The 19,305-nt window shown below is 72.2% G+C and carries 19 protein-coding genes; 14 read left to right on the top strand and 5 right to left on the bottom strand.

The features are described 5' to 3' along the window. Positions 1-54: 54 nt before the first annotated feature. Both ACH4VO_RS27875 and ACH4VO_RS27870 read left to right on the top strand, forming a co-directional pair. The gene (locus ACH4VO_RS27875; RefSeq protein WP_360993382.1) at positions 55-1,137 is read left to right on the top strand and encodes an FtsX-like permease family protein; all 1,083 of its coding nucleotides are present in this window, start codon (positions 55-57) and stop codon (positions 1,135-1,137) included. Next, a complete protein-coding gene (locus tag ACH4VO_RS27870; protein ID WP_360993385.1) occupies positions 1,134-1,814 on the top strand; it encodes an ABC transporter ATP-binding protein in 681 nt (226 codons plus the stop codon). Before ACH4VO_RS27875 ends, ACH4VO_RS27870 begins: the two co-directional genes overlap by 4 nt. A gap of 252 nt (positions 1,815-2,066) precedes the next feature. On the opposite strand, the gene ACH4VO_RS27865 is transcribed toward ACH4VO_RS27870, so the two are convergent. Continuing rightward, on the bottom strand, positions 2,067-2,870 hold the full coding sequence (locus ACH4VO_RS27865) for an IclR family transcriptional regulator (protein WP_360993388.1): 804 nt from the start codon (positions 2,868-2,870) through the stop codon (positions 2,067-2,069). Between the two features lie 397 nt (positions 2,871-3,267). Here ACH4VO_RS27865 and allB point away from each other — a divergent pair, with 397 nt between their 5' ends. The 3 genes from allB to ACH4VO_RS27850 all read left to right on the top strand — a co-directional run bounded on the left by allB (position 3,268) and on the right by ACH4VO_RS27850 (position 6,357). Beyond that, positions 3,268-4,626: an allantoinase AllB gene (gene allB, locus ACH4VO_RS27860; RefSeq protein WP_360993641.1), complete on the top strand. Its 1,359-nt coding sequence runs from the start codon at positions 3,268-3,270 to the stop codon at positions 4,624-4,626. Between the two features lie 2 nt (positions 4,627-4,628). Then, the gene (gene alc, locus ACH4VO_RS27855) at positions 4,629-5,744 is read left to right on the top strand and encodes an allantoicase (protein WP_360993390.1); all 1,116 of its coding nucleotides are present in this window, start codon (positions 4,629-4,631) and stop codon (positions 5,742-5,744) included. Positions 5,745-6,027: 283 nt separating this feature from the next. After that, complete coding sequence (locus ACH4VO_RS27850) at positions 6,028-6,357, top strand: putative quinol monooxygenase (RefSeq protein ID WP_360993393.1); 330 nt, start codon at positions 6,028-6,030, stop codon at positions 6,355-6,357. Between the two features lie 248 nt (positions 6,358-6,605). On the opposite strand, the gene ACH4VO_RS27845 is transcribed toward ACH4VO_RS27850, so the two are convergent. From ACH4VO_RS27845 to ACH4VO_RS27835, 3 genes are all read right to left on the bottom strand, one after another. Beyond that, the gene (locus ACH4VO_RS27845; protein ID WP_360993396.1) at positions 6,606-7,442 is read right to left on the bottom strand and encodes an aldo/keto reductase; all 837 of its coding nucleotides are present in this window, start codon (positions 7,440-7,442) and stop codon (positions 6,606-6,608) included. A gap of 76 nt (positions 7,443-7,518) precedes the next feature. Next, entirely contained in the window at positions 7,519-8,256 is a 738-nt protein-coding gene (locus tag ACH4VO_RS27840; RefSeq protein WP_360993398.1) for an SDR family oxidoreductase, read from the bottom strand. A 247-nt stretch (positions 8,257-8,503) separates the two neighbouring features. After that, positions 8,504-9,148 (bottom strand): TetR/AcrR family transcriptional regulator, encoded by a 645-nt coding sequence (locus ACH4VO_RS27835; RefSeq protein WP_360993401.1) that lies wholly within the window; start codon positions 9,146-9,148, stop codon positions 8,504-8,506. 222 nt (positions 9,149-9,370) lie between these two features. Here ACH4VO_RS27835 and ACH4VO_RS27830 point away from each other — a divergent pair, with 222 nt between their 5' ends. The 3 genes from ACH4VO_RS27830 to ACH4VO_RS27820 all read left to right on the top strand — a co-directional run bounded on the left by ACH4VO_RS27830 (position 9,371) and on the right by ACH4VO_RS27820 (position 12,258). Continuing rightward, entirely contained in the window at positions 9,371-10,291 is a 921-nt protein-coding gene (locus tag ACH4VO_RS27830; protein ID WP_360993404.1) for a DMT family transporter, read from the top strand. A 339-nt stretch (positions 10,292-10,630) separates the two neighbouring features. Continuing rightward, positions 10,631-11,050: a PaaI family thioesterase gene (locus tag ACH4VO_RS27825; protein WP_360993406.1), complete on the top strand. Its 420-nt coding sequence runs from the start codon at positions 10,631-10,633 to the stop codon at positions 11,048-11,050. A gap of 11 nt (positions 11,051-11,061) precedes the next feature. Continuing rightward, entirely contained in the window at positions 11,062-12,258 is a 1,197-nt protein-coding gene (locus ACH4VO_RS27820) for a cytochrome P450 (RefSeq protein ID WP_360993409.1), read from the top strand. A gap of 59 nt (positions 12,259-12,317) precedes the next feature. Here the strand turns inward: ACH4VO_RS27820 and ACH4VO_RS27815 are convergent, their stop codons facing one another. Continuing rightward, a complete protein-coding gene (locus ACH4VO_RS27815; protein ID WP_360993412.1) occupies positions 12,318-13,322 on the bottom strand; it encodes a Gfo/Idh/MocA family oxidoreductase in 1,005 nt (334 codons plus the stop codon). A gap of 348 nt (positions 13,323-13,670) precedes the next feature. On the opposite strand from ACH4VO_RS27815, the gene ACH4VO_RS27810 reads away from it, so the two are divergent. The 6 genes from ACH4VO_RS27810 to ACH4VO_RS27785 all read left to right on the top strand — a co-directional run bounded on the left by ACH4VO_RS27810 (position 13,671) and on the right by ACH4VO_RS27785 (position 19,284). Next, positions 13,671-14,654 carry a sugar ABC transporter substrate-binding protein gene (locus tag ACH4VO_RS27810; RefSeq protein WP_360993413.1) on the top strand — a complete coding sequence of 328 codons (984 nt, stop codon included), beginning with the start codon at positions 13,671-13,673 and terminating at the stop codon, positions 14,652-14,654. Further along, on the top strand, positions 14,651-15,703 hold the full coding sequence (locus ACH4VO_RS27805; RefSeq protein WP_360993416.1) for an ABC transporter permease: 1,053 nt from the start codon (positions 14,651-14,653) through the stop codon (positions 15,701-15,703). Before ACH4VO_RS27810 ends, ACH4VO_RS27805 begins: the two co-directional genes overlap by 4 nt. Then, entirely contained in the window at positions 15,700-16,560 is an 861-nt protein-coding gene (locus tag ACH4VO_RS27800; protein ID WP_360993418.1) for an ATP-binding cassette domain-containing protein, read from the top strand. Before ACH4VO_RS27805 ends, ACH4VO_RS27800 begins: the two co-directional genes overlap by 4 nt. Positions 16,561-16,691: 131 nt before the next feature. Continuing rightward, entirely contained in the window at positions 16,692-17,858 is a 1,167-nt protein-coding gene (locus tag ACH4VO_RS27795; protein WP_069169556.1) for an ROK family glucokinase, read from the top strand. 71 nt (positions 17,859-17,929) lie between these two features. Further along, positions 17,930-18,568, top strand: a complete 639-nt coding sequence (locus ACH4VO_RS27790) for a hypothetical protein (protein ID WP_360993423.1) — start codon at positions 17,930-17,932, stop codon at positions 18,566-18,568. Positions 18,569-18,894: 326 nt separating this feature from the next. Continuing rightward, positions 18,895-19,284: a hypothetical protein gene (locus ACH4VO_RS27785; protein WP_360993425.1), complete on the top strand. Its 390-nt coding sequence runs from the start codon at positions 18,895-18,897 to the stop codon at positions 19,282-19,284. Positions 19,285-19,305 lie beyond the last annotated feature (21 nt).

The following is a 19,305-nucleotide window of genomic DNA, read 5'->3' as shown; positions in this document are numbered from 1 at the left end:
CCGCCCCGTCCGGCGCGCGATGTTTCCCCGAGGCCGTGGGACGAGCCTGGAGTCATGTTCGTCGCATGGAGAGATCTAAGGTTCGCCAAGGGCAGATTCGCCCTCATGGGCACGGTCGTCGTGCTCATCACACTGCTTGTGGGGTTGCTGTCCGGCCTGACGGCCGGCCTGGGCAGGGAGAACACCTCGGCCGTCACCGGGCTGAAGGCCGACCACATCGCGTTCGCCGCCCCGGCCGACGGCCAGTCGGTCTCCTTCACCGATTCGACCGTCGAGGAGGGCGCCTGGCGCACCTGGGCGGAGCAGCCGGGGGTGAGTGCCGCACAGCCCCTGGGGATCCGGACGCTGAACGCCTCCACCGTCGGCGGAGCGGAGCGCACGACCGCGGTGTCGGCGTTCGGCGTGGAACCGGACGGTGGGCTCGCGCCGGCCCCCGTGGACGCCGGCCGGGTCGTGCTCTCCGAGCAGGCGGCCGAGGACCTCGGCGCCGGTACCGGTGACTCGCTCGGTCTCGGCGGCCGGCGGGTGACCGTCGCCGCGGTCAGGGGCGACGCCTCGTACAGTCACACGCCGGTGGTGTGGGCCTCGCTCGGCGACTGGCAGCGGATCGGCGGTGCGGGGAAGCAGGCCACCGTGATCGCGCTGACCACGACGGGTGGCGCCGATCTCGCCGCAGGGGACGAAGCGGCGGGCACCAGCACGCTGACACGGGAGGAGTCCCTCACGGCGATCGGTTCGTACCAGTCCGAGAACGGCTCGCTCCAGCTGATGCGCGGCTTCCTCTTCGTCATCTCCGCGCTCGTCATCGGGGCCTTCTTCACCGTCTGGACCATTCAGCGCAGTGGTGATGTCGCCGTGCTCAAGGCGCTGGGCGCCTCCACCTCCTACCTGCTGAAGGACGCACTCGGACAGGCCGTGGTGATGCTCGCCGCCGGTACGGGTCTGGGCACCGCGCTCGCCGCGGGCGCCGGGGCGCTGATCGGCGGCGGGGACGGCGCTGTGCCGTTCGTCCTCGACGCGTCGACCGTGCTCGTACCGGCCGGCGTGATGATCGCCCTCGGCGCGCTCGGGGCCGCTCTGTCCATCCGGCGGATCACCGCCGTCGACCCGCTCACCGCACTCGGGAGTGCCCGATGACCCTGACCCTCACCGATGTCACCCTCACCTACCCCGACGGCGACACCCGGCTCACGGCGCTCGACCGGGTCTCGCTGGACGTGCCGGCGGGCACACTCACCGCAGTGGTGGGGCCGTCCGGTTCCGGCAAGTCCAGCCTGCTGGCGGTGGCTGCCACGCTCGTCACCCCGGACCGCGGACGCGTCGTCGTGGCCGGTACGGAGACGGGTGGGCTCGGCCGGGCCGAGCAGGCGGCCCTGCGCAGGGACCGCATCGGCATCGTCTTCCAGCAGCCGAACCTGCTGCCGTCCCTCACGGCCGTGGAACAGCTCCAGGTGATGGCCCACCTGGCACGGCGGCCGGTCCGCGGGGCCCGGGGGCGTGCGCTGGACCTCCTGGACGCGGTCGGCCTGGCCGCCACGGCGGACCGCAGGCCGCACCAGCTGTCGGGCGGCCAGCGCCAGCGGATCAACATCGCCCGGGCCCTGATGAACGAACCGGCGGTCCTGCTCGTGGACGAACCGACCAGCGCGCTCGACCACGAACGGGGTGCCGCGGTCCTGGACCTGCTGCTCCGCCTGACCCGGGAACGCTCCACGGCCACGGTCATGGTCACCCACGACCGGGCGCACCTGGCGCGGGTGGACGGGACGGTGACCATGGAGGACGGACGCCTCACGGCGGCTGCCCCGGTCTGAGCCGGGGAGAGGGACCGGGCAACCGGGTCCGGAGCCGGGAGCCCGGCCGGGTACTACCCCGAATCCGCCCCGGTCAGGAAGGGCGGGAGCGCCGGAAACCTGCCCGGTCGGGGGCCGTCCGGGCCCGGGCGGCTGTCACCGCCCAAGGGCCCCTTCGGGTCCAAGAGCCCCTCCAGATGCGGGAGTACGAGCTGGCAGGAGGACCCTCCCCGGGCGGTGGCCCTCCCCGGACGCTGGCCCGCCCCCGCCGGGTCAGCCGGCTGAGCCGCCGCTGCTGGCCAGCACCTCCGAGAGCTCCCTGGCGATCTGCTGCAGGGTCGGCACGATCCGTTCCGTCGCAGCCTCCGTGACCCGGCCCGCCGGGCCCGAGATGGAGATGGCCGCCGACGTGGGGGAGTCGGGCACCGAGACCGCCAGGCAGCGGACTCCTATCTCCTGCTCGTTGTCGTCGACCGCGTAGCCCGCCCTGCGCACCTGTTCCAGGGCCTCGAGGAAGCCGTCCGGAGTGGTGATCGTCTTCTCGGTGGCCGCCGGCATGCCCGTACGGGCCAGCAGCGCCCGTACCTCGTCGGCCGGGGTGTGCGCGAGGAGGGCCTTGCCGACGCCCGTGGAATGCGGGAGCACCCGGCGGCCCACCTCGGTGAACATGCGCATCGAGTGCTTGGACGGCACCTGGGCGACGTACACGATCTCGTCCCCGTCGAGCAGGGCCATGTTCGCCGTCTCCCCGGTCTCCTCGACCAGGCGCTGGAGGTACGGACGGGCCCAGGTGCCCAGCAGTCGGGACGCGGACTCGCCGAGCCGGATCAGGCGCGGGCCCAGCGCGTAGCGGCGGTTGGGCTGCTGGCGTACGTATCCGCACACCACCAGCGTGCGCATCAGCCGGTGGATGGTCGGCAGCGGCAGACCGCTGCTCGCGGAGAGTTCGCTGAGCCCGACCTCGCCCCCGGCATCCGCCATGCGCTCCAGAAGATCGAAGGCACGTTCGAGAGACTGCACCCCGCCCGTAGGACCGGCGGGCCTGGAGTCGGGAGTGCTGGCGTGGGACGGCGGCACGTCAACGGTCCTTTCGAAGCGGAGGCAAGGCAGCAGCCTACCGGGCTGTTCCCGATCGGCCCACTGCTCCAGGTGTAGCGTCCTTGCCGGTCAGAACCTGTTTTGTCCCGGTGTCGGCGGCCGGGCGCGTGGTCGGCCGCCCCCGGTGGGGTCGCTCCTGGGCCCATTCTACGTTCCGCCTGGCGAAATCAGACTTCTACTGGGTGGAAATCTGATGTCGCGATGTCCGCCGGCCTCCCGGGTGCGGCGGCGGGCGGGCGCCGGGGCAGGGCGGCTCTTGACGGGCCGCCTCCGCGAGTGAAGACTCCTTCAACAGTTCGTTGAATTTCTGGTGGGTCCGAGGGGGCCCGAGTGAGGAGCACGCGTGTCCGGTGCGGACGTGAAGGCGGACAGGCACATGGACGCGACGGCGGAACGCGAGGCCGGCGTGACGCTCGTCCTGCGCTCGACGCGGGTCGTCACCCCGGAGGGCACCCGCGCCGCAGCGGTGTTCGTCGCGGGCGGGACGATCGAGGCCGTCCTGCCGTACGACGCCGAGGTGCCCGGCGGCGCACGCCTGGAGGACTTCGGCGACGACGTGCTGCTCCCCGGGCTGGTGGACACCCACGTCCACGTGAACGACCCGGGCCGCACCGAGTGGGAGGGCTTCTGGACCGCCACCCGCGCCGCCGCGGCCGGTGGCATCACGACCCTGCTCGACATGCCCCTCAACTCCCTGCCGCCCACCACCACCGTCGAGCACCTGCGCGTCAAGCAGCAGGTAGCCGCCCCGAAGGCACATATCGACACCGGCTTCTGGGGCGGGGCGGTCCCATCCAACACGAAGGATCTGCGCCCGCTGCACGAGGCCGGGGTCTTCGGCTTCAAGTGTTTCCTCTCGCCCTCCGGGGTCGAGGAGTTCCCCGAGCTGGACCAGGAGCAGCTGGCCCGCTCGATGGCCGAGATCGCCGGCTTCGGCGGACTCCTGATCGTCCACGCGGAGGACCCCCACCACCTGGCCGCCGCGCCGCAGCGGGGCGGACCCGCGTACGCCGACTTCCTCGCCTCCCGGCCGCGCGACGCCGAGAACACCGCCATCGAAGGCCTCATCGCCCACGCCAGGCGGCTGAACGCCCGCGTCCACGTCCTGCACCTCTCCTCCGGCGACGCCCTGCCGCTGATCGCCGCCGCCCGACGCGAGGGCGTGCGCGTCACCGTCGAGTCCTGCCCGCACTTCCTCACCCTCACCGCCGAGGAGGTCCCGGACGGCGCGACCGAGTTCAAGTGCTGCCCGCCCATCCGTGAGGCCGCGAACCAGGACGCCCTCTGGGCGGGGCTCGCCGACGGCACGATCGACTGCGTCGTCTCCGACCACTCGCCGTGCACCACCGACCTCAAGACCCCCGACTTCGCCTCCGCGTGGGGCGGGATCTCCTCCCTCCAGCTGGGTCTGCCCGCCCTCTGGACCGAGGCCCGCCGGCGCGGCCACACCCTCGACGACGTCGCCCGCTGGATGTCCACCGCCCCCGCCGGGCTCGCCGGGCTTACCCGCAAGGGCGCCATCGAGGCGGGACGGGACGCGGACTTCGCGGTCCTCGCCCCCGAGGAGACCTTCACCGTCGACCCGGCGGAGCTCTTCCACCGCAATCAGGTGACCGCCTACGCGGGACGGACGCTGCACGGCGTCGTCCGGTCCACCTGGCTGCGGGGCACCCGCATCGCCGCCGACGGCGTGCTCACCGAACCCACCGGCCGTCTCCTCGAGAGGAACCACTGACGATGAGCGGGACCCCGCTCTTCACCGGCGACGCGAGCCCTTACGGCGGCGGCGACCCCTACGCCGACTACCGCACCGCCGCATTCCCCTTCACCCACCTCGTCGACCTCGCCGACCGGCGGCTCGGCGGCGGCGTCATCGCGGCCAACGACGAGTTCTTCGCCGAGCGCGAGAACCTGCTGAAACCGGAGCCTGCGGAGTTCGACCCAGAACGCTTCGGGCACAAGGGCAAGATCATGGACGGCTGGGAGACCCGCCGCAGGCGCGGTAGGGGCGCCGCCGAGCCGCACCCCGCCGCCGAGGACCACGACTGGGCCCTCGTACGCCTCGGCGTGCCCGGCGTCGTACGCGGACTGGTCGTCGACACCGCCCACTTCCGCGGCAACTACCCGCAGTCGGTCTCCGTCGAGGCGACCTCGCTGTCCGGTTCCCCGTCCCCCGAGGACCTCCTCGCCCCCGGCGTGCGGTGGACGACGCTCGTGCCCCGTACCGCGGTCGGCGGGCACGCGGCCAACGGCTTCGCCATCGACGCCGGCCGGCGCTTCACCCACCTGAGGATCAACCAGCACCCGGACGGCGGTATCGCCCGGCTGCGCGTCCACGGCGAAGTGGCCCCTGACCCCGCCTGGCTGGCCGCCCTCGGTACGTTCGACCTGCTGGCCCTGGAGAACGGCGGACAGGTCGAGGACGCCTCCGACCGCTTCTACTCCCCGGCGACCCACACCATCGCGCCGGGCCGCTCCCGCAAGATGGACGACGGCTGGGAGACCCGCCGCCGACGGGACAGCGGCAACGACTGGATCCGTTACCGGCTGCCCGAGCAGTCGGAGATCCGGGCCGTCGAGATCGACACCGCCTACCTCAAGGGCAACGCCGCCGGCTGGGCGGCGCTCTCGGTCAGTGACGGTGAGGGCGGCGGCTGGTCCGAGCTCCTGCCGCGCACCCGGCTGCAACCCGACACGGCCCACCGCTTCGTCCTGCCGGAGCCCGTACGCGCCACCGGCGTCCGGATGGACATCTACCCGGACGGCGGGATCTCCCGGCTGCGGCTCTTCGGCTCCCTGACCGAGGAGGGCGCCGGCCGGCTGGCCTCCCGGCACGAGGCGCTCGGCGGGTAGGGCGGGTTGGGGACGTCACGTCCACCCGGCGGCGCCCGGCACACCCACGGGCCGCGTCGTCGGGGGCGGCCCGGTACATCCGGTATCGGGGCAGGCCCTGCGCCGTGCGATCGCGCCGGCCGGACACCGCCGGGCCTGCCCCGCGGGCAGACGGCACTGCGCCCGAAGCACTCCTGAGGGCATGCCCGGCACGCGGTGTGCCGGGCATGCCCGGGCTCGACGGCCTGTGGGACGCTGGTCGACGCCCGCACCGTGCGGGAAGCCACGCCGACCGGGAGTCGCCATGATCTTCATCGCCGTCAAGTTCACCGTCCGCAGTGCCGAGCGCGACAACTGGCTCCCGGCCGTCGACGCCTTCACCCTCGCCACCCGGGCGGAGCCGGGCAACCTGTTCTTCGACTGGTCGTACAGTGTCGAGAACCCCGACCAGTTCGTCCTCCTCGAAGCGTTCGCCTCGCAGGAGGCCGGCGTGGAGCACGTGAACTCCGCGCACTTCAAGGCCGCGATCGAGACGATGTCGGATCTGGTTGCCGAGGTGCCGGAGATCATCAACGTCGAGGTGCCCGGCGACGACTGGTCCCGCATGTCGGAGGTCACCCCGCGCAACCGCTGACCGGCCGCCCCGCGTACCTGCCGGCCGGGAGTCCCGCATAACCGGTCGCCCGGTACCACCGGTCACCGGCTGCCCCGACCCGTGCCACCGCGCCCGGCGCCGCCGGTGACCGGCCGCCCCGCGCATGTGCCGACCGGGAGTCCCGGATAACCGGTCGCCCGCCGCCCCGCCCCGCCGGTCACCGGGACGCCCCAGGCCACCGGTCACCGGCCGGCCCGCCCCGTGTCACCGCGCCCCGTGCCACCCCGTCAGAACTCCTCGTGCGTCTCCGGCTCGCCCCCGAAGCGGTGCGGGGGCCGCGAGCCGATCCGCTCCAGCTCCTGCGGCGTCAGCTCGAAGCCGAACAGGTCGAGATTCTCCCGCTGCCGTCCCGGATCGGCGGACTTCGGGATCGGCACCGCACCGAGCTGGGTGTGCCAGCGCAGCACCACCTGACCCGGCGTCACCCCGTGCGCCCGTGCGGCGGCGACCACCTCCGGGGCCTCCAGCACCTGGCGCCCCCGGGCCAGCGGGCTCCAGCTCTCCGTGAGGATGCCTCTGGCGGCGTGTACCGCCCGCAGCTCCGCCTGGGGGAGCAGGGGGTGCATCTCGATCTGGTTCACTGCGGGCACGACCCCCGTCTCCCGCTCCAGCCGGTCCAGATGGTCCGCCGTGAAGTTGGAGACGCCGATGGAGCGCACGAGACCGTCCTCCTGGAGCTTGATCATCGCCTTCCAGGTGTCCACGTACTTCCCCACGCCGGGCAGCGGCCAGTGGATGAGGTAGAGGTCGACGTACTCCAGCCCCAGATTGCTCCGCGACTCCTCGAACGAGGCCAGTGTCTCCTCGTAACCGTGGTGCCGGCCGGGCACCTTGGTCGTGACGAAGACGTCCTCGCGCGGGACGCCGCTCCGGGCGATCCCCCGCCCGGTGCCCTTCTCGTTGCGGTAGTTCAGCGCGGTGTCCACGAGCCGGTAGCCGAGGCCCAGCGCCCCGGCCACCGCCTTCTCGGCCGCCTCGTCGTCCAGCGGCCAGGTGCCGAGGCCCACCGCCGGGACGGTGCGGCCGTCGACGAGGGTGTGCACCGGTGTCGGGTTCTGGCTCATAATCTCCCGTTTCGTTCGCGTACCGTCCCGTGCCCGCCAGCGTAGAGCGGGCCGGGGCGGAGCGGCGCGAGGCGGGTTACGCGGCGTGGCCGCCGTCCACCACCACCTCCGTCCCGGTGATGTAGGCGGCTTCCGCGCTCGCCAGGTAGGCCACCAGGGAGGCCACTTCGTCGGCCTTCCCGAATCTGTCCAGAGCGGTGGCGGCCCGCTGCCCGTCCGCGAAGGGGCCGTCGGCCGGATTCAGGTCGGTGTCCACGGGCCCGGGCTGGACCAGGTTCACCGTGATGCCGCGCGGGCCGAGCTCCCGGGCCAGCGGCTTGGTGAGGCCGGCCAGGGCGGACTTGCTCATGGCGTAGAGCGTGCCGCCGGGGCCGCCCGCGTACCTGCTGAGCGCCGTCCCGAGCGAGACGATGCGACCGCCGTCGGCCAGTCTGTCCGCCGCGGCACGGCAGGCGAGGAACACCGCGCGTACGTTGACGGCGAGCACCCGGTCCACCTCGGCCGGGGCGAGACCGGTGATCGGCCCGAGGACGCCGATACCCGCGTTGTTGACGAGGATGTCGAGCCGCCCCAGCACATCTGCCGCCTCGTGCACCGCCCCGCCGGCTGCGTCCGCGTCGGCCGCGTCGGAGCGCAGGGCGAGCGCGCGGCGCCCGTACCCTTCGATCCGGCGGACGACCGCCTCGGCGGCCTCCTTGTCCCGGACGTAGGTGAGCGCCACGTCGACGCCGTCGCGGGCGAGGCGGAGGGCGGTCGCCGCACCGATGCCGCGGCTTCCGCCGGTCACGAGCGCGGTCCTGTTGCTGCTGGTCATGTCGGGTTCCCTGTCCTAGGAGAGCCGCCGCACCGATGTGGCGGCGACAAGGACAAGCAAAGTCCCCCGTCCCCCCGGACACCGGCGGGAAACGGACGGCAACCCCGGGACGGGCGCGGGGGCGGCTCCCCCGCGGATCGACGAGTGCCGGCCGGCGGCGAGGCCGGCCACGCTCGTGCGGTGACTTCCCGAGGCGCAACCGGCCCGGGGAGTGCCTCGGCGAGACCTCCCGAACCCCCGGGTGTCCTCAGGGAGCGGGAGGCAGCAGGGAAGGGTCCGTGGCGGCGCCCCGCAGCCGCCCCAGGATCGCCCGCGCCGCCTTGGTGTAGCCCGGGTTGTTGTCGTGCAGGACGGACTCCGCGTTGGCCAGTTCCATGAACGCGATCAACTCGAAGGCCAGTTGGGAGACATCGGTGTCCTGGGCGAGCTCGCCCCGCACCCGGGCCTCCTCGATCGTCTCCTCGACGAAGGTGACCCACCCCGTCTGCGTGGCCGCCAGCGCGTCGTGCACCCTGCCCGTGCGGGAGTCGAACTCGGCGATGGTCGCGTAGAAGAAGCAGCCCCCGCTGAACACCCGCCGCTGCGAGTACGAGAGCCAGCTCTCGCACATCCGCCAGACCCTGCCGAGTCCCGGCGCCGCCGCCCTGGTCGGGGTCAGGACGTGCCCGACGAAGAGGGTCACGGCCGCGCGCACGGTGGCGAGCTGCAACTCCTCCTTCGAGCCGAAGAGGGCGAACACACCGCTCTTGCTCAGCTTCAGCTCCGTGGCCAGCCGTCCCAGCGACAGGCCCTCCAGACCCTCGATCGAGGCGACGTGGACCGCGCGTCCCAGGACCAGCTGCCTGGTCTGGTTCCCCCGCTCGACCCGGCCGTCCAGCCGCGCTCCAGCCATGTGCCAACTCCGTGTGTCCGAGGGTCCCAAGACCGACATTCTAGGAGGACCCGGCCCCCTCCGAGGACCGCTTCGGCCGGGGAGCGCCCCCGGGGACAGGGGGCCGGACCGGCCTGCGGACGGAGGTTCCCGAGGGGGCCGTGCGTTCGGTACGGTGATCGCTCCCCGTGTGAGCCGGCGAGGTCTCCACATCGTTCCCGCTGTGGAGAACCAGGAGCCCAGGTGTCCGCTGCCGTCCTGCCCGCGCAGGCTCCGACCCGCCGCGCGTGGGTCACCGACCTGCCCGTCCTGCTCGTCGCCGCCGTCTGGGGCGCCAGCTACCTGGCGGCCAAGGGCATCACCACCACCCACACCGTGGTGGCCGTCCTCGTGCTCCGCTTCGCGATCGTCCTGCCCGCCCTGGTCGTCGTCGGGTGGCGCGGACTGCGCGCCCTGAACGCGGCGCAGTGGAGGGGGGCTGCCCTGCTGGGTCTCGTGCTCAGCGGCATCTTCCTGCTGGAGACGTACGGCGTCGTCCACACGTCCGCCACCAACGCCGGACTCGTCATCAGCCTCACGATGATCTTCACCCCGCTCGCCGAGGCCGCCGTGACCCGGTCGCGGCCGTCCGGCGCCTTCCTCGCCGCCGCCGGACTCTCGGTCGCCGGCGTGGTCCTGCTGACCCAGGGCGGCGGCTTCACCGGCCCCTCGGCAGGGGACCTGCTGATGCTGCTCGCCGCCCTCGCGCGCACGGTCCACGTCCTGGCGATGGCCCGCATCAAGGCGGTCAAGGACGCCGACTCCCTCTCGCTCACCACCGTCCAGCTCGGCAGCGCGGTCGCCGTCTTCGCCGTGCTGGCCGCCGTCCCCGGCACCGGGCGGGCGCCCTGGGAGGCCGCGGCGGACTTCGGCCCCGCCGCATGGGCCGGGCTGGTCTTCCTCGCCGTCTTCTGCACGCTGTTCGGATTCTTCGTGCAGATGTGGTCGGTGCGCCGCACCTCACCGTCCCGGGTCAGCCTGCTCCTCGGTACGGAACCCCTCTGGGCCGCCGCCGTGGGCATCTTCCTCGGGGGCGAGCGGCTCGGCCTCCCGGGGGTGCTGGGTGCGGTGCTCATCCTGGCGGGTACGGCGTGGGGGCGCCGCAGCGCGGACCGCAGGTCCTGAGAGCGCTCGCCACGCCGGTCCGAGCATCACGAGGCGCCCCCTGCCGACGAGCAGGTGCGACGGGCCGTAGGGAGGCGCGCCACCCGTGCGTCGAGGGATCACCGCCGGACTCCTCGACGCCACGGTGCCCGTCCGGCGCGCTCGCCCTTCGCTGCCGACGACCGTGGTCCGCGCACTCACCGGCGTACCCGGCCGGAGGGTGCGGGCTCGGCCGGCGCGCCCGTTCGACCGGTACCCCGGCCGGTGAGGGGCCCGGACGGCGGGGAGTCCACCGGCTTCCCCGGATGCCGGCCCGGAAGTCCGCCGCCAGCCGTGCGCCGGTGAGACAGTAGGCCCACCATGACTGAACTCTCCCTGCGCACCGCACAGAAGGTCCTCGACAGCCAGCCCTTCAGCGGGCTCCTCGGGGCGCGGCTCACGGAGTTCGGGGACGGCGCGGCCACCCTCGAGATCGACATCCGCGAGGAACTCCTGCAGCAGAACGGCTTCCTGCACGGCGGGGTGCTGGCCTACGCCGCCGACAACTCCCTCACCTTCGCCGCCGGGACCGCCCTCGGGCCCGCCGTGCTCACGGGCGGATTCTCGATCCAGTACGTCCGCCCGGCGACCGGCCGCACCCTCGCCGCCCGCGCCACCGTCGTCCACACCGGCCGCAGGCAGGCCGTCGTGCGCTGCGACCTCCACACCGTCGGCGACGACGGGACCGAGACCCTGTGCGCGGTGGCCCAGGGGACCGTACTCTCCGCTCAACCGACCTGAAGGGAACAGCCGTGACCACGGAAGTCCTGCTCGACCTCGGTGCACTCGGTGACGACTTCATCCGCGACCCCTATCCCGTCTACGCCCGGTTACGCGCCCGCGGGCCCGTGCACCGGGTCCGTATCCCGGAGGGCTCCACGGCCTGGCTCGTCGTCGGGTACGAGGCGGGGCGTGCCCTCCTCGCCGACCAGCGGCTCTCCAAGGAATGGCACAGGGCCTCGCCCGCGCTCGGCGTCGGCAAGGTGTCCGCGGGGACGTCCATGCTCAGCTCGGACGCCCCGGCCCACACCCGGCTGCGCCGGCTCGTCGCCCGGGAGTTCACCCCGCGCCGGATGGAACGGCTCGCCCCGCGCGTCCAGGAGATGACGGACGCCCTGCTCGACTCCATGCTGGAAGGACCCGGCCGGAGCGCCGACCTGGTCGAGGCGCTTTCGTTCCCCCTGCCGATGGCCGTCATCTGCGAACTGCTCGGGGTGCCGACCCTGGACCGGCAGGCCTTCCGCGAGTGGTCCAACACGGCGGTGTCCTCCCTGGACGCGGAGGCGCGCGGCAGGGCCACTGCCGCCATGACCGGCTACCTGGGCGGACTGCTCGCCGAGAAGCGCTCGGCGCCCGGTGACGACCTGATGAGCGCACTGATCCACACGGCGGACGGTGACGGGGACCGGCTCTCTCCCGACGAACTCATGGGCATGGCCTGGCTGCTGCTGGTCGCCGGGCACGAGACCACGGTCAACCTCATCTCCAACGGTGTCCTGAGCCTGCTCACCCACCCCAAGCAACTGGCTTCCCTACGGGCCGACTTCGGGCTCATCGACAACGCGGTCGAGGAGACACTCCGTTACGAGGGCCCCGTCGAGACCCCGACGTACCGCTTCACCACCGAGCCGATCGACGTCGGGGGCACGGTGATCCCCGGCGGCGGCGAACTCGTCCTGATCGCGATGGCCGACTGCGACCGCGACCCGGCCCGCTACCCGGACGCCGACCGCTTCGACATCACCCGGGACGCCCGCGGGCACGTCGCCTTCGGTCACGGCATCCACTACTGCCTGGGTGCTCCGCTGGCCCGCATCGAGGCCCGCATCGCCATCCGGTCGCTCCTGGAACGCTGCCCGGAACTGCGGCTGGACACCGACCCGGCCGGTCTGTCCTGGCGCACGGGCATGCTGATCAGGGGGCCGGTGACGCTGCCGGTGGCCTGGTAGCGCAAGGGTTTTGGGCCCCGGCGCCGGGAGCGACGGGGGCCACCGCCGGGGACGGTGGCTCAGGCGCCGGGGATCTCCGTCAGGCGTACGGGGCGGCGCTCGGCGCGCGACAGCTCGCAGGCCTCCGCGACGCGCAGCGCGTGCAGCGCCTCCCGGCCGTCGCAGGGGTTCGCCGCCTCCCCGCGTACGACACGCAGGAACGCGTCCAGTTCGGCCTCGTACGCCGGAGCGAAGCGCTCCAGGAACCCCGGCCACGGCTCGGCCGGTGCCGGCGGGCCCTGGTCCTCCACCGAGGTGAGGGGGGTGCGGTCGTCCAGCCCGACCGCGATCTGGTCCTGCTCGCCGGCCAGCTCCATGCGTACGTCGTAGCCCGCCCCGTTGCACCGGGTGGCCGTCGCCGTGGCGAGCGTGCCGTCGTCCAGGGTCAGCAGGGCCGCCGCCGTGTCCACGTCGGCCGCGGCGCGGAACATCGGGTGCCCGGCGTCCGAGCCGGTGGCGTACACCTCCGTCACCTCGCGGCCCGTCACCCAGCGCACCATGTCGAAGTCGTGCACCAGGCAGTCCCTGAACAGGCCGCCGGAGAGCGGCAGATACGCGGCGGGCGGGGGAGCGGGGTCGGAGGTCACCGCCCGCACGGTGTGCAGCCGGCCGAGGGCGCCGCCGCGGACGGCCGCCCGCGCCGCCGCGTAGCCCGCGTCGAAGCGCCGCATGAAACCGAGCTGGAGCACACTGCCCGCCCGCTCGACCTCACGCAGCGCGCCCAGCGTCCCCGGCAGGTCCAGCGCGATCGGCTTCTCGCAGAAGGCCGGGAGTCCCGCCCGGGCCGCCCGGCCGATGAGCTCGGCGTGCGCCGCCGTGGCGGAGGCGACGACCACGGCGTCCACGCCCGCGGCGAGGACGTCCGCCGCGTCCGCGACGACCGCGGCACCGGTGCGCCCGGCGACCCGTGCGGCGCGGTCCGCGTCGGGATCGGTCACCACCAGCGAGGCGACCTGGGGGTGGCGCGCCAGGACGCCCGCGTGGAAGGAACCGATCCGGCCCGTGCCGATGAGTCCGATGCGCATGGACCCAACGTGCCGTCCGCCCGGTGCCCTGTCAACTATTTGTCCTGACAAATCAAGGGCTACGGTGCGCATTCAGGACGTACGCCCCACCCTGCGGCGGCGGTCCGGCCCGCCCCGGGTGCGCGGGCGCGGACACGCGTACGCGCCGGGGCGTTGACGTGGTCATGCTGTGTCGCTTACAACGGCGGAAGGGCACGGCCCACGCCCCTGCCGGACGGGTCCCGATCCCGCTCGGGGATACTTGGGCGGCCGGGTCGCGAGTGGCGCTCCCCGGCACCACAGGCAGCACAGCGAGCAGCACTGGAAGGGCACGGCGTCGTGGCAAGGGTTCGGACAGGGGTACGCGCGATGGGCGCCGTGCTGGCAGCGGTGCTGGGCGCCTCCCTCATGGGATGCAGCAGCACCGGCGGCAAGCGGGCGGAGGAGCGCGCGGCCGCACAGGCCGCGGAGGGCCGGTCCGCGGTGAACACGCCCCGCTGGACGTTCGCCATGATCACCCACTCGGGCGACGGCGACACCTTCTGGGACATCGTCCAGAAGGGCGCCAAGCAGGCGGCCGTCAAGGACAACATCAACTTCCTCTACTCGCACAACGACGAGGGCCAGCAGCAGGCCGAACTCGTCCAGACGGCGATCGACAAGAAGGTCGACGGCCTGATCGTCTCGCTCGCCAAGCCCGACTCGATGAAGACCGTCGTCGCCAAGGCCGTCAAGGCCGGCATTCCCGTGATCACGGTGAACTCCGGTTCCGCCGAGTCCGAGAAGTTCGGCGCGCTCACCCACATCGGGCAGGACGAGTCCATCGCGGGCGAGGCCGTCGGTGACGAGCTGACCGCCCGGGGCCGCAAGAAGGCCCTCTGCGTCCTGCACGAGCAGGGCAACGTGGGCCACGAGCAGCGCTGCGCCGGGGCGAAGAAGACCTTCGACGGCACGATGCAGAACCTCTACGTCGACGGCACCAACATGCCCGACGTCCAGGCGTCCATAGAGGCCAAGCTCGACGCCGACAAGAGCATCGACGCCGTGGTCACACTCGGCGCCCCGTTCGCCGCCGCGGCCGTCAAGGCCAAGAAGACAGCCGGCAGCGACGCCGAGGTCGACACCTTCGACCTCAACGCGAGCGTCGCCACCGCCCTCAAGGACAAGACGCTGGGATTCGCCGTCGACCAGCAGCCCTACCTCCAGGGGTACGAGGCCGTCGACCTGCTCTGGCTCTACCGCTACAACCGCAACGTGCTCGGCGGCGGCAGGCCCGTCCTGACCGGTCCCCAGGTCATCACCGCCGAAGACGCCGACGCGCTCGCCGCGTACACGAACCGGGGCACCCGATGACGGCGACCGGGCAACCGGCGGCACCGGTGGGAAGCGACGAGCGGCTGCTGCGCACCTCCCCGCTGCGCAGGCTGCTGGGCCGACCCGAGCTCGGTTCGATCGTCGGGGCCGTGGCCGTCTTCCTCTTCTTCGCGGTCGTCGCCGACAGCTTCCTGCAGGCGTCCAGCCTCGGGACGGTGCTGTACGCGGCCTCCACCATCGGGATCATGGCCGCGCCGGTGGCCCTCCTCATGATCGGCGGGGAGTTCGACCTCTCCGCCGGTGTGATGGTGACCAGTTCGGCCCTGGTCTCCTCGATGTTCAGCTACCAGATGACGGCCAACGTCTGGGTCGGCGTCCTCGTGTCGCTGCTGGTCACCCTGGGCTTCGGCGCGTTCAACGGCTTCATGCTGACCCGTACGAAACTGCCCAGCTTCATCATCACGCTCGGCACGTTCCTGATGCTGACCGGCCTGAACCTCGGCTTCACCAAGCTGATCAGCGGCACCGTGTCCACCAAGTCCATCGGTGACATGGAGGGCTTCGCGTCGGCCCGCAAGGTCTTCGCCTCCCACCTCACCCTCGGCGACGTCGAACTGAAGGTGACCATCCTGTGGTGGGCGGTCCTGGTCGCCGTGGCCACCTGGATCCTGCTCCGCACCCGCTTCGGCAACTGGATCTTCGCCGTGGGCGGCGAGGCCGACGCGGCCCGCGCGGTCGGCGTCCCGGTCATCCGTACGAAGATCGGGCTCTACCTGGGGGTGGCCTTCGCCGCCTGGGTGTCCGGGCAGCACCTGCTCTTCTCCTACGACGTGGTGCAGTCCGGCGAGGGCGTCGGCAACGAACTGACGTACATCATCGCGGCCGTCATCGGCGGCTGTCTGATCACCGGCGGCTACGGCTCCGCGATCGGCTCCGCGGTCGGCGCGGTCATCTTCGGTATGACCAGCAAGGGCATCGTCTACGCGGAGTGGAACCCCGACTGGTTCAAGTTCTTCCTGGGAGCGATGCTGCTCCTGGCCACCCTGCTCAACGCATGGGTACGCAAGCGCGCGGAGGCGACGACATGACGGCCCCCCGGACTCCCGCCCAGGACGCGGCCTCCTCCCCGGCACTCGTGGAGCTCGACCACGTCAGCAAGTACTACGGCAACGTCAGAGCCCTGGAGAACGTGTCGCTGGAGGTCCACGCCGGCGAGATCACCTGCGTGCTCGGGGACAACGGCGCCGGCAAGTCCACCCTCATCAAGATCATCGCGGGGCTGCACCGGCACGACTCCGGGGCTTTCCTGATCGAAGGCGGGGAAGCGGCGCTCGCCAACCCGCGCGACGCCCTCGACCGCGGCATCGCCACGGTCTACCAGGACCTCGCCGTCGTGTCGCTGATGCCGGTCTGGCGCAACTTCTTCCTCGGCTCCGAGCCGACGAAGGGCCGAGGCCCCTTCAAGCGCCTCGACGTCCGGCAGATGCGCGAGACGACCCGGGCGGAGCTGCTGCGCATGGGCATCGACCTGCGCGACGTCGACCAGCCGATCGGCACCCTGTCCGGCGGCGAGCGCCAGTGCGTGGCCATCGCCCGGGCCGTGCACTTCGGCGCCAAGGTCCTCGTCCTGGACGAGCCGACCGCGGCGCTCGGCGTCAAGCAGTCCGGTGTCGTACTGAAGTACGTGGCGGCGGCCCGGGACGCCGGACTCGGCGTGGTCCTCATCACGCACAACCCGCACCACGCGTATCTCGTGGGCGACCGCTTCGTGCTCCTCAAGCGGGGCGCGATGTCGGGCAGCCACACCAAGGACGGCGTCACGCTGGACGAACTGACCCGTCAGATGGCGGGTGGCAGCGAGCTGGAGGAGCTCAGCCACGAGCTCGAGCGCGTCTCCGCGCCGGGTGGTCCCGGTGCCCGTCCGCCCGGTGAGGACGCCCCATAGGCCTGCTTCACGGCACCCGCCCCCCGTGCCGTCCGCCGGTCACGGGGGCGGGGAAATGGCAGAATCGAGCACGGCGGACACCGTCCGCCGCCGGAAGAACGACCGCCGGCCCCCCGACCTGCGCAGGGACGATGAGCACGTACCGCGACTTCACCCACCGCGGCTCCGCCCGCGCCACCGTCCTGCGGACCGTCGGCACGAAGGAGCGGCGCTCGCACCTCACGGCGCCCCGTGTCCCCACCGTCGGCATCGACATCGGCGGCACGAAGGTGATGGCAGGGGTCGTCGACGCCGACGGCAACATCCTGGAGACCCTGCGCACGGAGACGCCCGACAAGTCCAAGAGCCCCCAGGTCGTCGAGGACACCATCGTCGAGCTGGTCCTCGACCTCTCCGACCGCCACGACGTGCACGCCGTGGGCATCGGGGCGGCGGGCTGGGTCGACGCGGACCGCTCCAAGGTGCTGTTCGCCCCGCACCTCGCCTGGCGCGACGAACCCCTCCGGGACGCCCTGGCCTCGCGGCTCGTCGTCCCCGTGATGGTCGACAACGACGCCAACACTGCGGCCTGGGCGGAGTGGCGCTTCGGCGCCGGGCGCGGCGAGGACCACCTGGTCATGATCACGCTGGGCACCGGCATCGGCGGCGCCATCCTGGAGGACGGGCACGTCAAGCGCGGCAAGTACGGCGTGGCGGGTGAGTTCGGCCACATGCAGGTGGTCCCGGGCGGGCACCGCTGCCCCTGCGGGAACCGCGGCTGCTGGGAGCAGTACAGCTCGGGCAACGCCCTGGTGCGCGAGGCCAGGGAGCTGGCCGCGGCGGACTCCCCGGTGGCGCACTTCCTGCTGGACCGCGTCAAGGGCAACATCGCCGACATCTCCGGACCGCTCATCACCGAACTCGCCCGTGAGGGTGACGCGATGTGCGTCGAGCTCCTCCAGGACATCGGCCAGTGGCTCGGTGTGGGCATCGCCAATCTGGCCGCCGCGCTGGACCCCTCCTGCTTCGTCATCGGCGGCGGGGTCAGCGCGGCCGACGACCTGCTGATCGGCCCGGCCAGGGACGCCTTCAAGCGCCACCTCACGGGCCGCGGCTACCGTCCGGAGGCCCGTATCGCCAAGGCTCAGCTCGGCCCGGAGGCGGGTATGGTCGGCGCCGCGGACCTGGCCCGCCTGGTCGCCCGCAGATTCCGGCGGACCAACCGGCGGCGCGTCGAACGCTATGAGCGCTACGCCCAGTTCTACGACCAGGCCGCGAGCACCATCCGCAACACGCGCAGCACCCGGACCGCGGACTGATCCGGGGCGGCCCCGCCCGCCCCTCCCGGCCACCAGAACTCCGCACTCGCAGCCCCGAGGAATCACCGACCATGACCGCAGCCGAACAACACGTCCTGCCGCGCCGGCCCCCGGCCTCCGGTTCCTCCGGTTCCTCCGGTTCCTCCGGTTCCTCCGGCGACGGTGACGGTGGGGGTACGCCTGTGCGGGACCGGCGCAAGGTCGTGCGCAGGCGGCTGATCACGCTGACCATCATCGTGCTGCTCATCGGTATCCCGGCGGGCTACCTGGTGATCTCCGCCGGGCAGAGCCGGCGCTCCGGCAAGGACAAGGAAGCGGAGGCCGCCGCGCAGGGGCTGCGCGAGGACTGGCCGTCCGGGATGCAGCGCCGGATCTTCGAACTGCCGATCCCGGGCAATGCGACCGGCGTCCAGTACTACGAGACGAACAACTGGAAAGCCAGCAGGATGTACGTGAAGTTCCGTACGACATCCGCAGGACTCGACCGGTTCCTGAGTGGCGTCGGAACCGGCCGCGCCGCCTTGGAGACCGGCAGGATCACGATCGGCGAGCGCGACATCAAGATCACCGGGTGGTACTTCGGCCCCGGTGTCGACTGGGCGGGAACGGTCCACAAGAACAAGAAGCCCCGCCCCACCCAGGACATCACCGTCAACATGACGGACCCGGCGGCACCGGTCGTCTACGTGGTGTCCTCGGCCACCCCCTGACGGCCAGGCCGCCGGCCCGGACCTCCTCGGCTGCCCGGAGCGGGCAGCCCGCACGTGACGCCCGATCCGGTCCGTACGGCGGCGACGGCACCCGGCGGCCACCGTCCGGCGGCGACCAAACGCCCGTTGCTCGCGGCCCCCAGGTTCAGTGCCCCACAGGGGCCGCCACCTCCCACCACCTGAGCGAGACCGCCGCACGACACCCACTGTGCACATCAGCATGCCACCCATGCTCTGCCAGCCCAGCCGTGTGGTTCGAAGTACGGCTACACCACTGCTCTGACCGGAAACGATCACCGGAGTGTCCTGCGATGATCGGTGAATGAGTGAGTGAGCGTGAGTGGCAGGCGTTGTCCAAGTCCGAGGAAGCGTTCATGGTCAATTCGTATGAGATCGACATCCTGGCTGGTGTCTGGGGCGACCTCGACGAAGCCGATCAGTCCCGGCCTGTGAACGAGCTGGCAGGGATCTTGCTCACTCTCATCGATCGTGGATGGATCGAGGTTCGTCGAGTCGCCCCGTGGACGTCGCCGTCAGGGGAGAAGGGCTTCCAGCCTGGGGAGCTGGTGCCTCGCGGTCAGCTTCCGGCGGTCCTCGAAGATGCGGCCAACTGGGAGTACCCGGATGACGGCAACTGGATCGGTGCGGTGACCCTGGTGGAGACCGAAGCGGGCAAGAAAATCACCCGTCGTTCTCCCGAGGAGATGGCCGGGTAGACCGCCGTGGCGGGCCCGTCA

This window comes from Streptomyces sp. NPDC020780, from assembly GCF_044334475.1.
GTDB lineage: Bacteria > Actinomycetota > Actinomycetes > Streptomycetales > Streptomycetaceae > Streptomyces.
This window is presented reverse-complemented; position numbering and strand designations above follow the sequence as displayed.

What these genes read in the sequence shown, in the direction of transcription:
- ACH4VO_RS27875 (WP_360993382.1), top strand. Translation starts at nt 55, where the DNA reads ATGTTCGTCGCATGGAGAGATCTAAGGTTCGCCAAGGGCAGATTCGCC.
- ACH4VO_RS27870 (WP_360993385.1), top strand. Translation starts at nt 1,134, where the DNA reads ATGACCCTGACCCTCACCGATGTCACCCTCACCTACCCCGACGGCGAC.
- allB (WP_360993641.1), top strand. Translation starts at nt 3,268, where the DNA reads ATGGACGCGACGGCGGAACGCGAGGCCGGCGTGACGCTCGTCCTGCGC.
- alc (WP_360993390.1), top strand. Translation starts at nt 4,629, where the DNA reads ATGAGCGGGACCCCGCTCTTCACCGGCGACGCGAGCCCTTACGGCGGC.
- ACH4VO_RS27850 (WP_360993393.1), top strand. Translation starts at nt 6,028, where the DNA reads ATGATCTTCATCGCCGTCAAGTTCACCGTCCGCAGTGCCGAGCGCGAC.
- ACH4VO_RS27845 (WP_360993396.1), bottom strand. Translation starts at nt 7,442, where the DNA reads ATGAGCCAGAACCCGACACCGGTGCACACCCTCGTCGACGGCCGCACC.
- ACH4VO_RS27840 (WP_360993398.1), bottom strand. Translation starts at nt 8,256, where the DNA reads ATGACCAGCAGCAACAGGACCGCGCTCGTGACCGGCGGAAGCCGCGGC.
- ACH4VO_RS27835 (WP_360993401.1), bottom strand. Translation starts at nt 9,148, where the DNA reads ATGGCTGGAGCGCGGCTGGACGGCCGGGTCGAGCGGGGGAACCAGACC.
- ACH4VO_RS27825 (WP_360993406.1), top strand. Translation starts at nt 10,631, where the DNA reads ATGACTGAACTCTCCCTGCGCACCGCACAGAAGGTCCTCGACAGCCAG.
- ACH4VO_RS27815 (WP_360993412.1), bottom strand. Translation starts at nt 13,322, where the DNA reads ATGCGCATCGGACTCATCGGCACGGGCCGGATCGGTTCCTTCCACGCG.
- ACH4VO_RS27810 (WP_360993413.1), top strand. Translation starts at nt 13,671, where the DNA reads ATGGGCGCCGTGCTGGCAGCGGTGCTGGGCGCCTCCCTCATGGGATGC.
- ACH4VO_RS27805 (WP_360993416.1), top strand. Translation starts at nt 14,651, where the DNA reads ATGACGGCGACCGGGCAACCGGCGGCACCGGTGGGAAGCGACGAGCGG.
- ACH4VO_RS27800 (WP_360993418.1), top strand. Translation starts at nt 15,700, where the DNA reads ATGACGGCCCCCCGGACTCCCGCCCAGGACGCGGCCTCCTCCCCGGCA.
- ACH4VO_RS27795 (WP_069169556.1), top strand. Translation starts at nt 16,692, where the DNA reads ATGAGCACGTACCGCGACTTCACCCACCGCGGCTCCGCCCGCGCCACC.
- ACH4VO_RS27790 (WP_360993423.1), top strand. Translation starts at nt 17,930, where the DNA reads ATGACCGCAGCCGAACAACACGTCCTGCCGCGCCGGCCCCCGGCCTCC.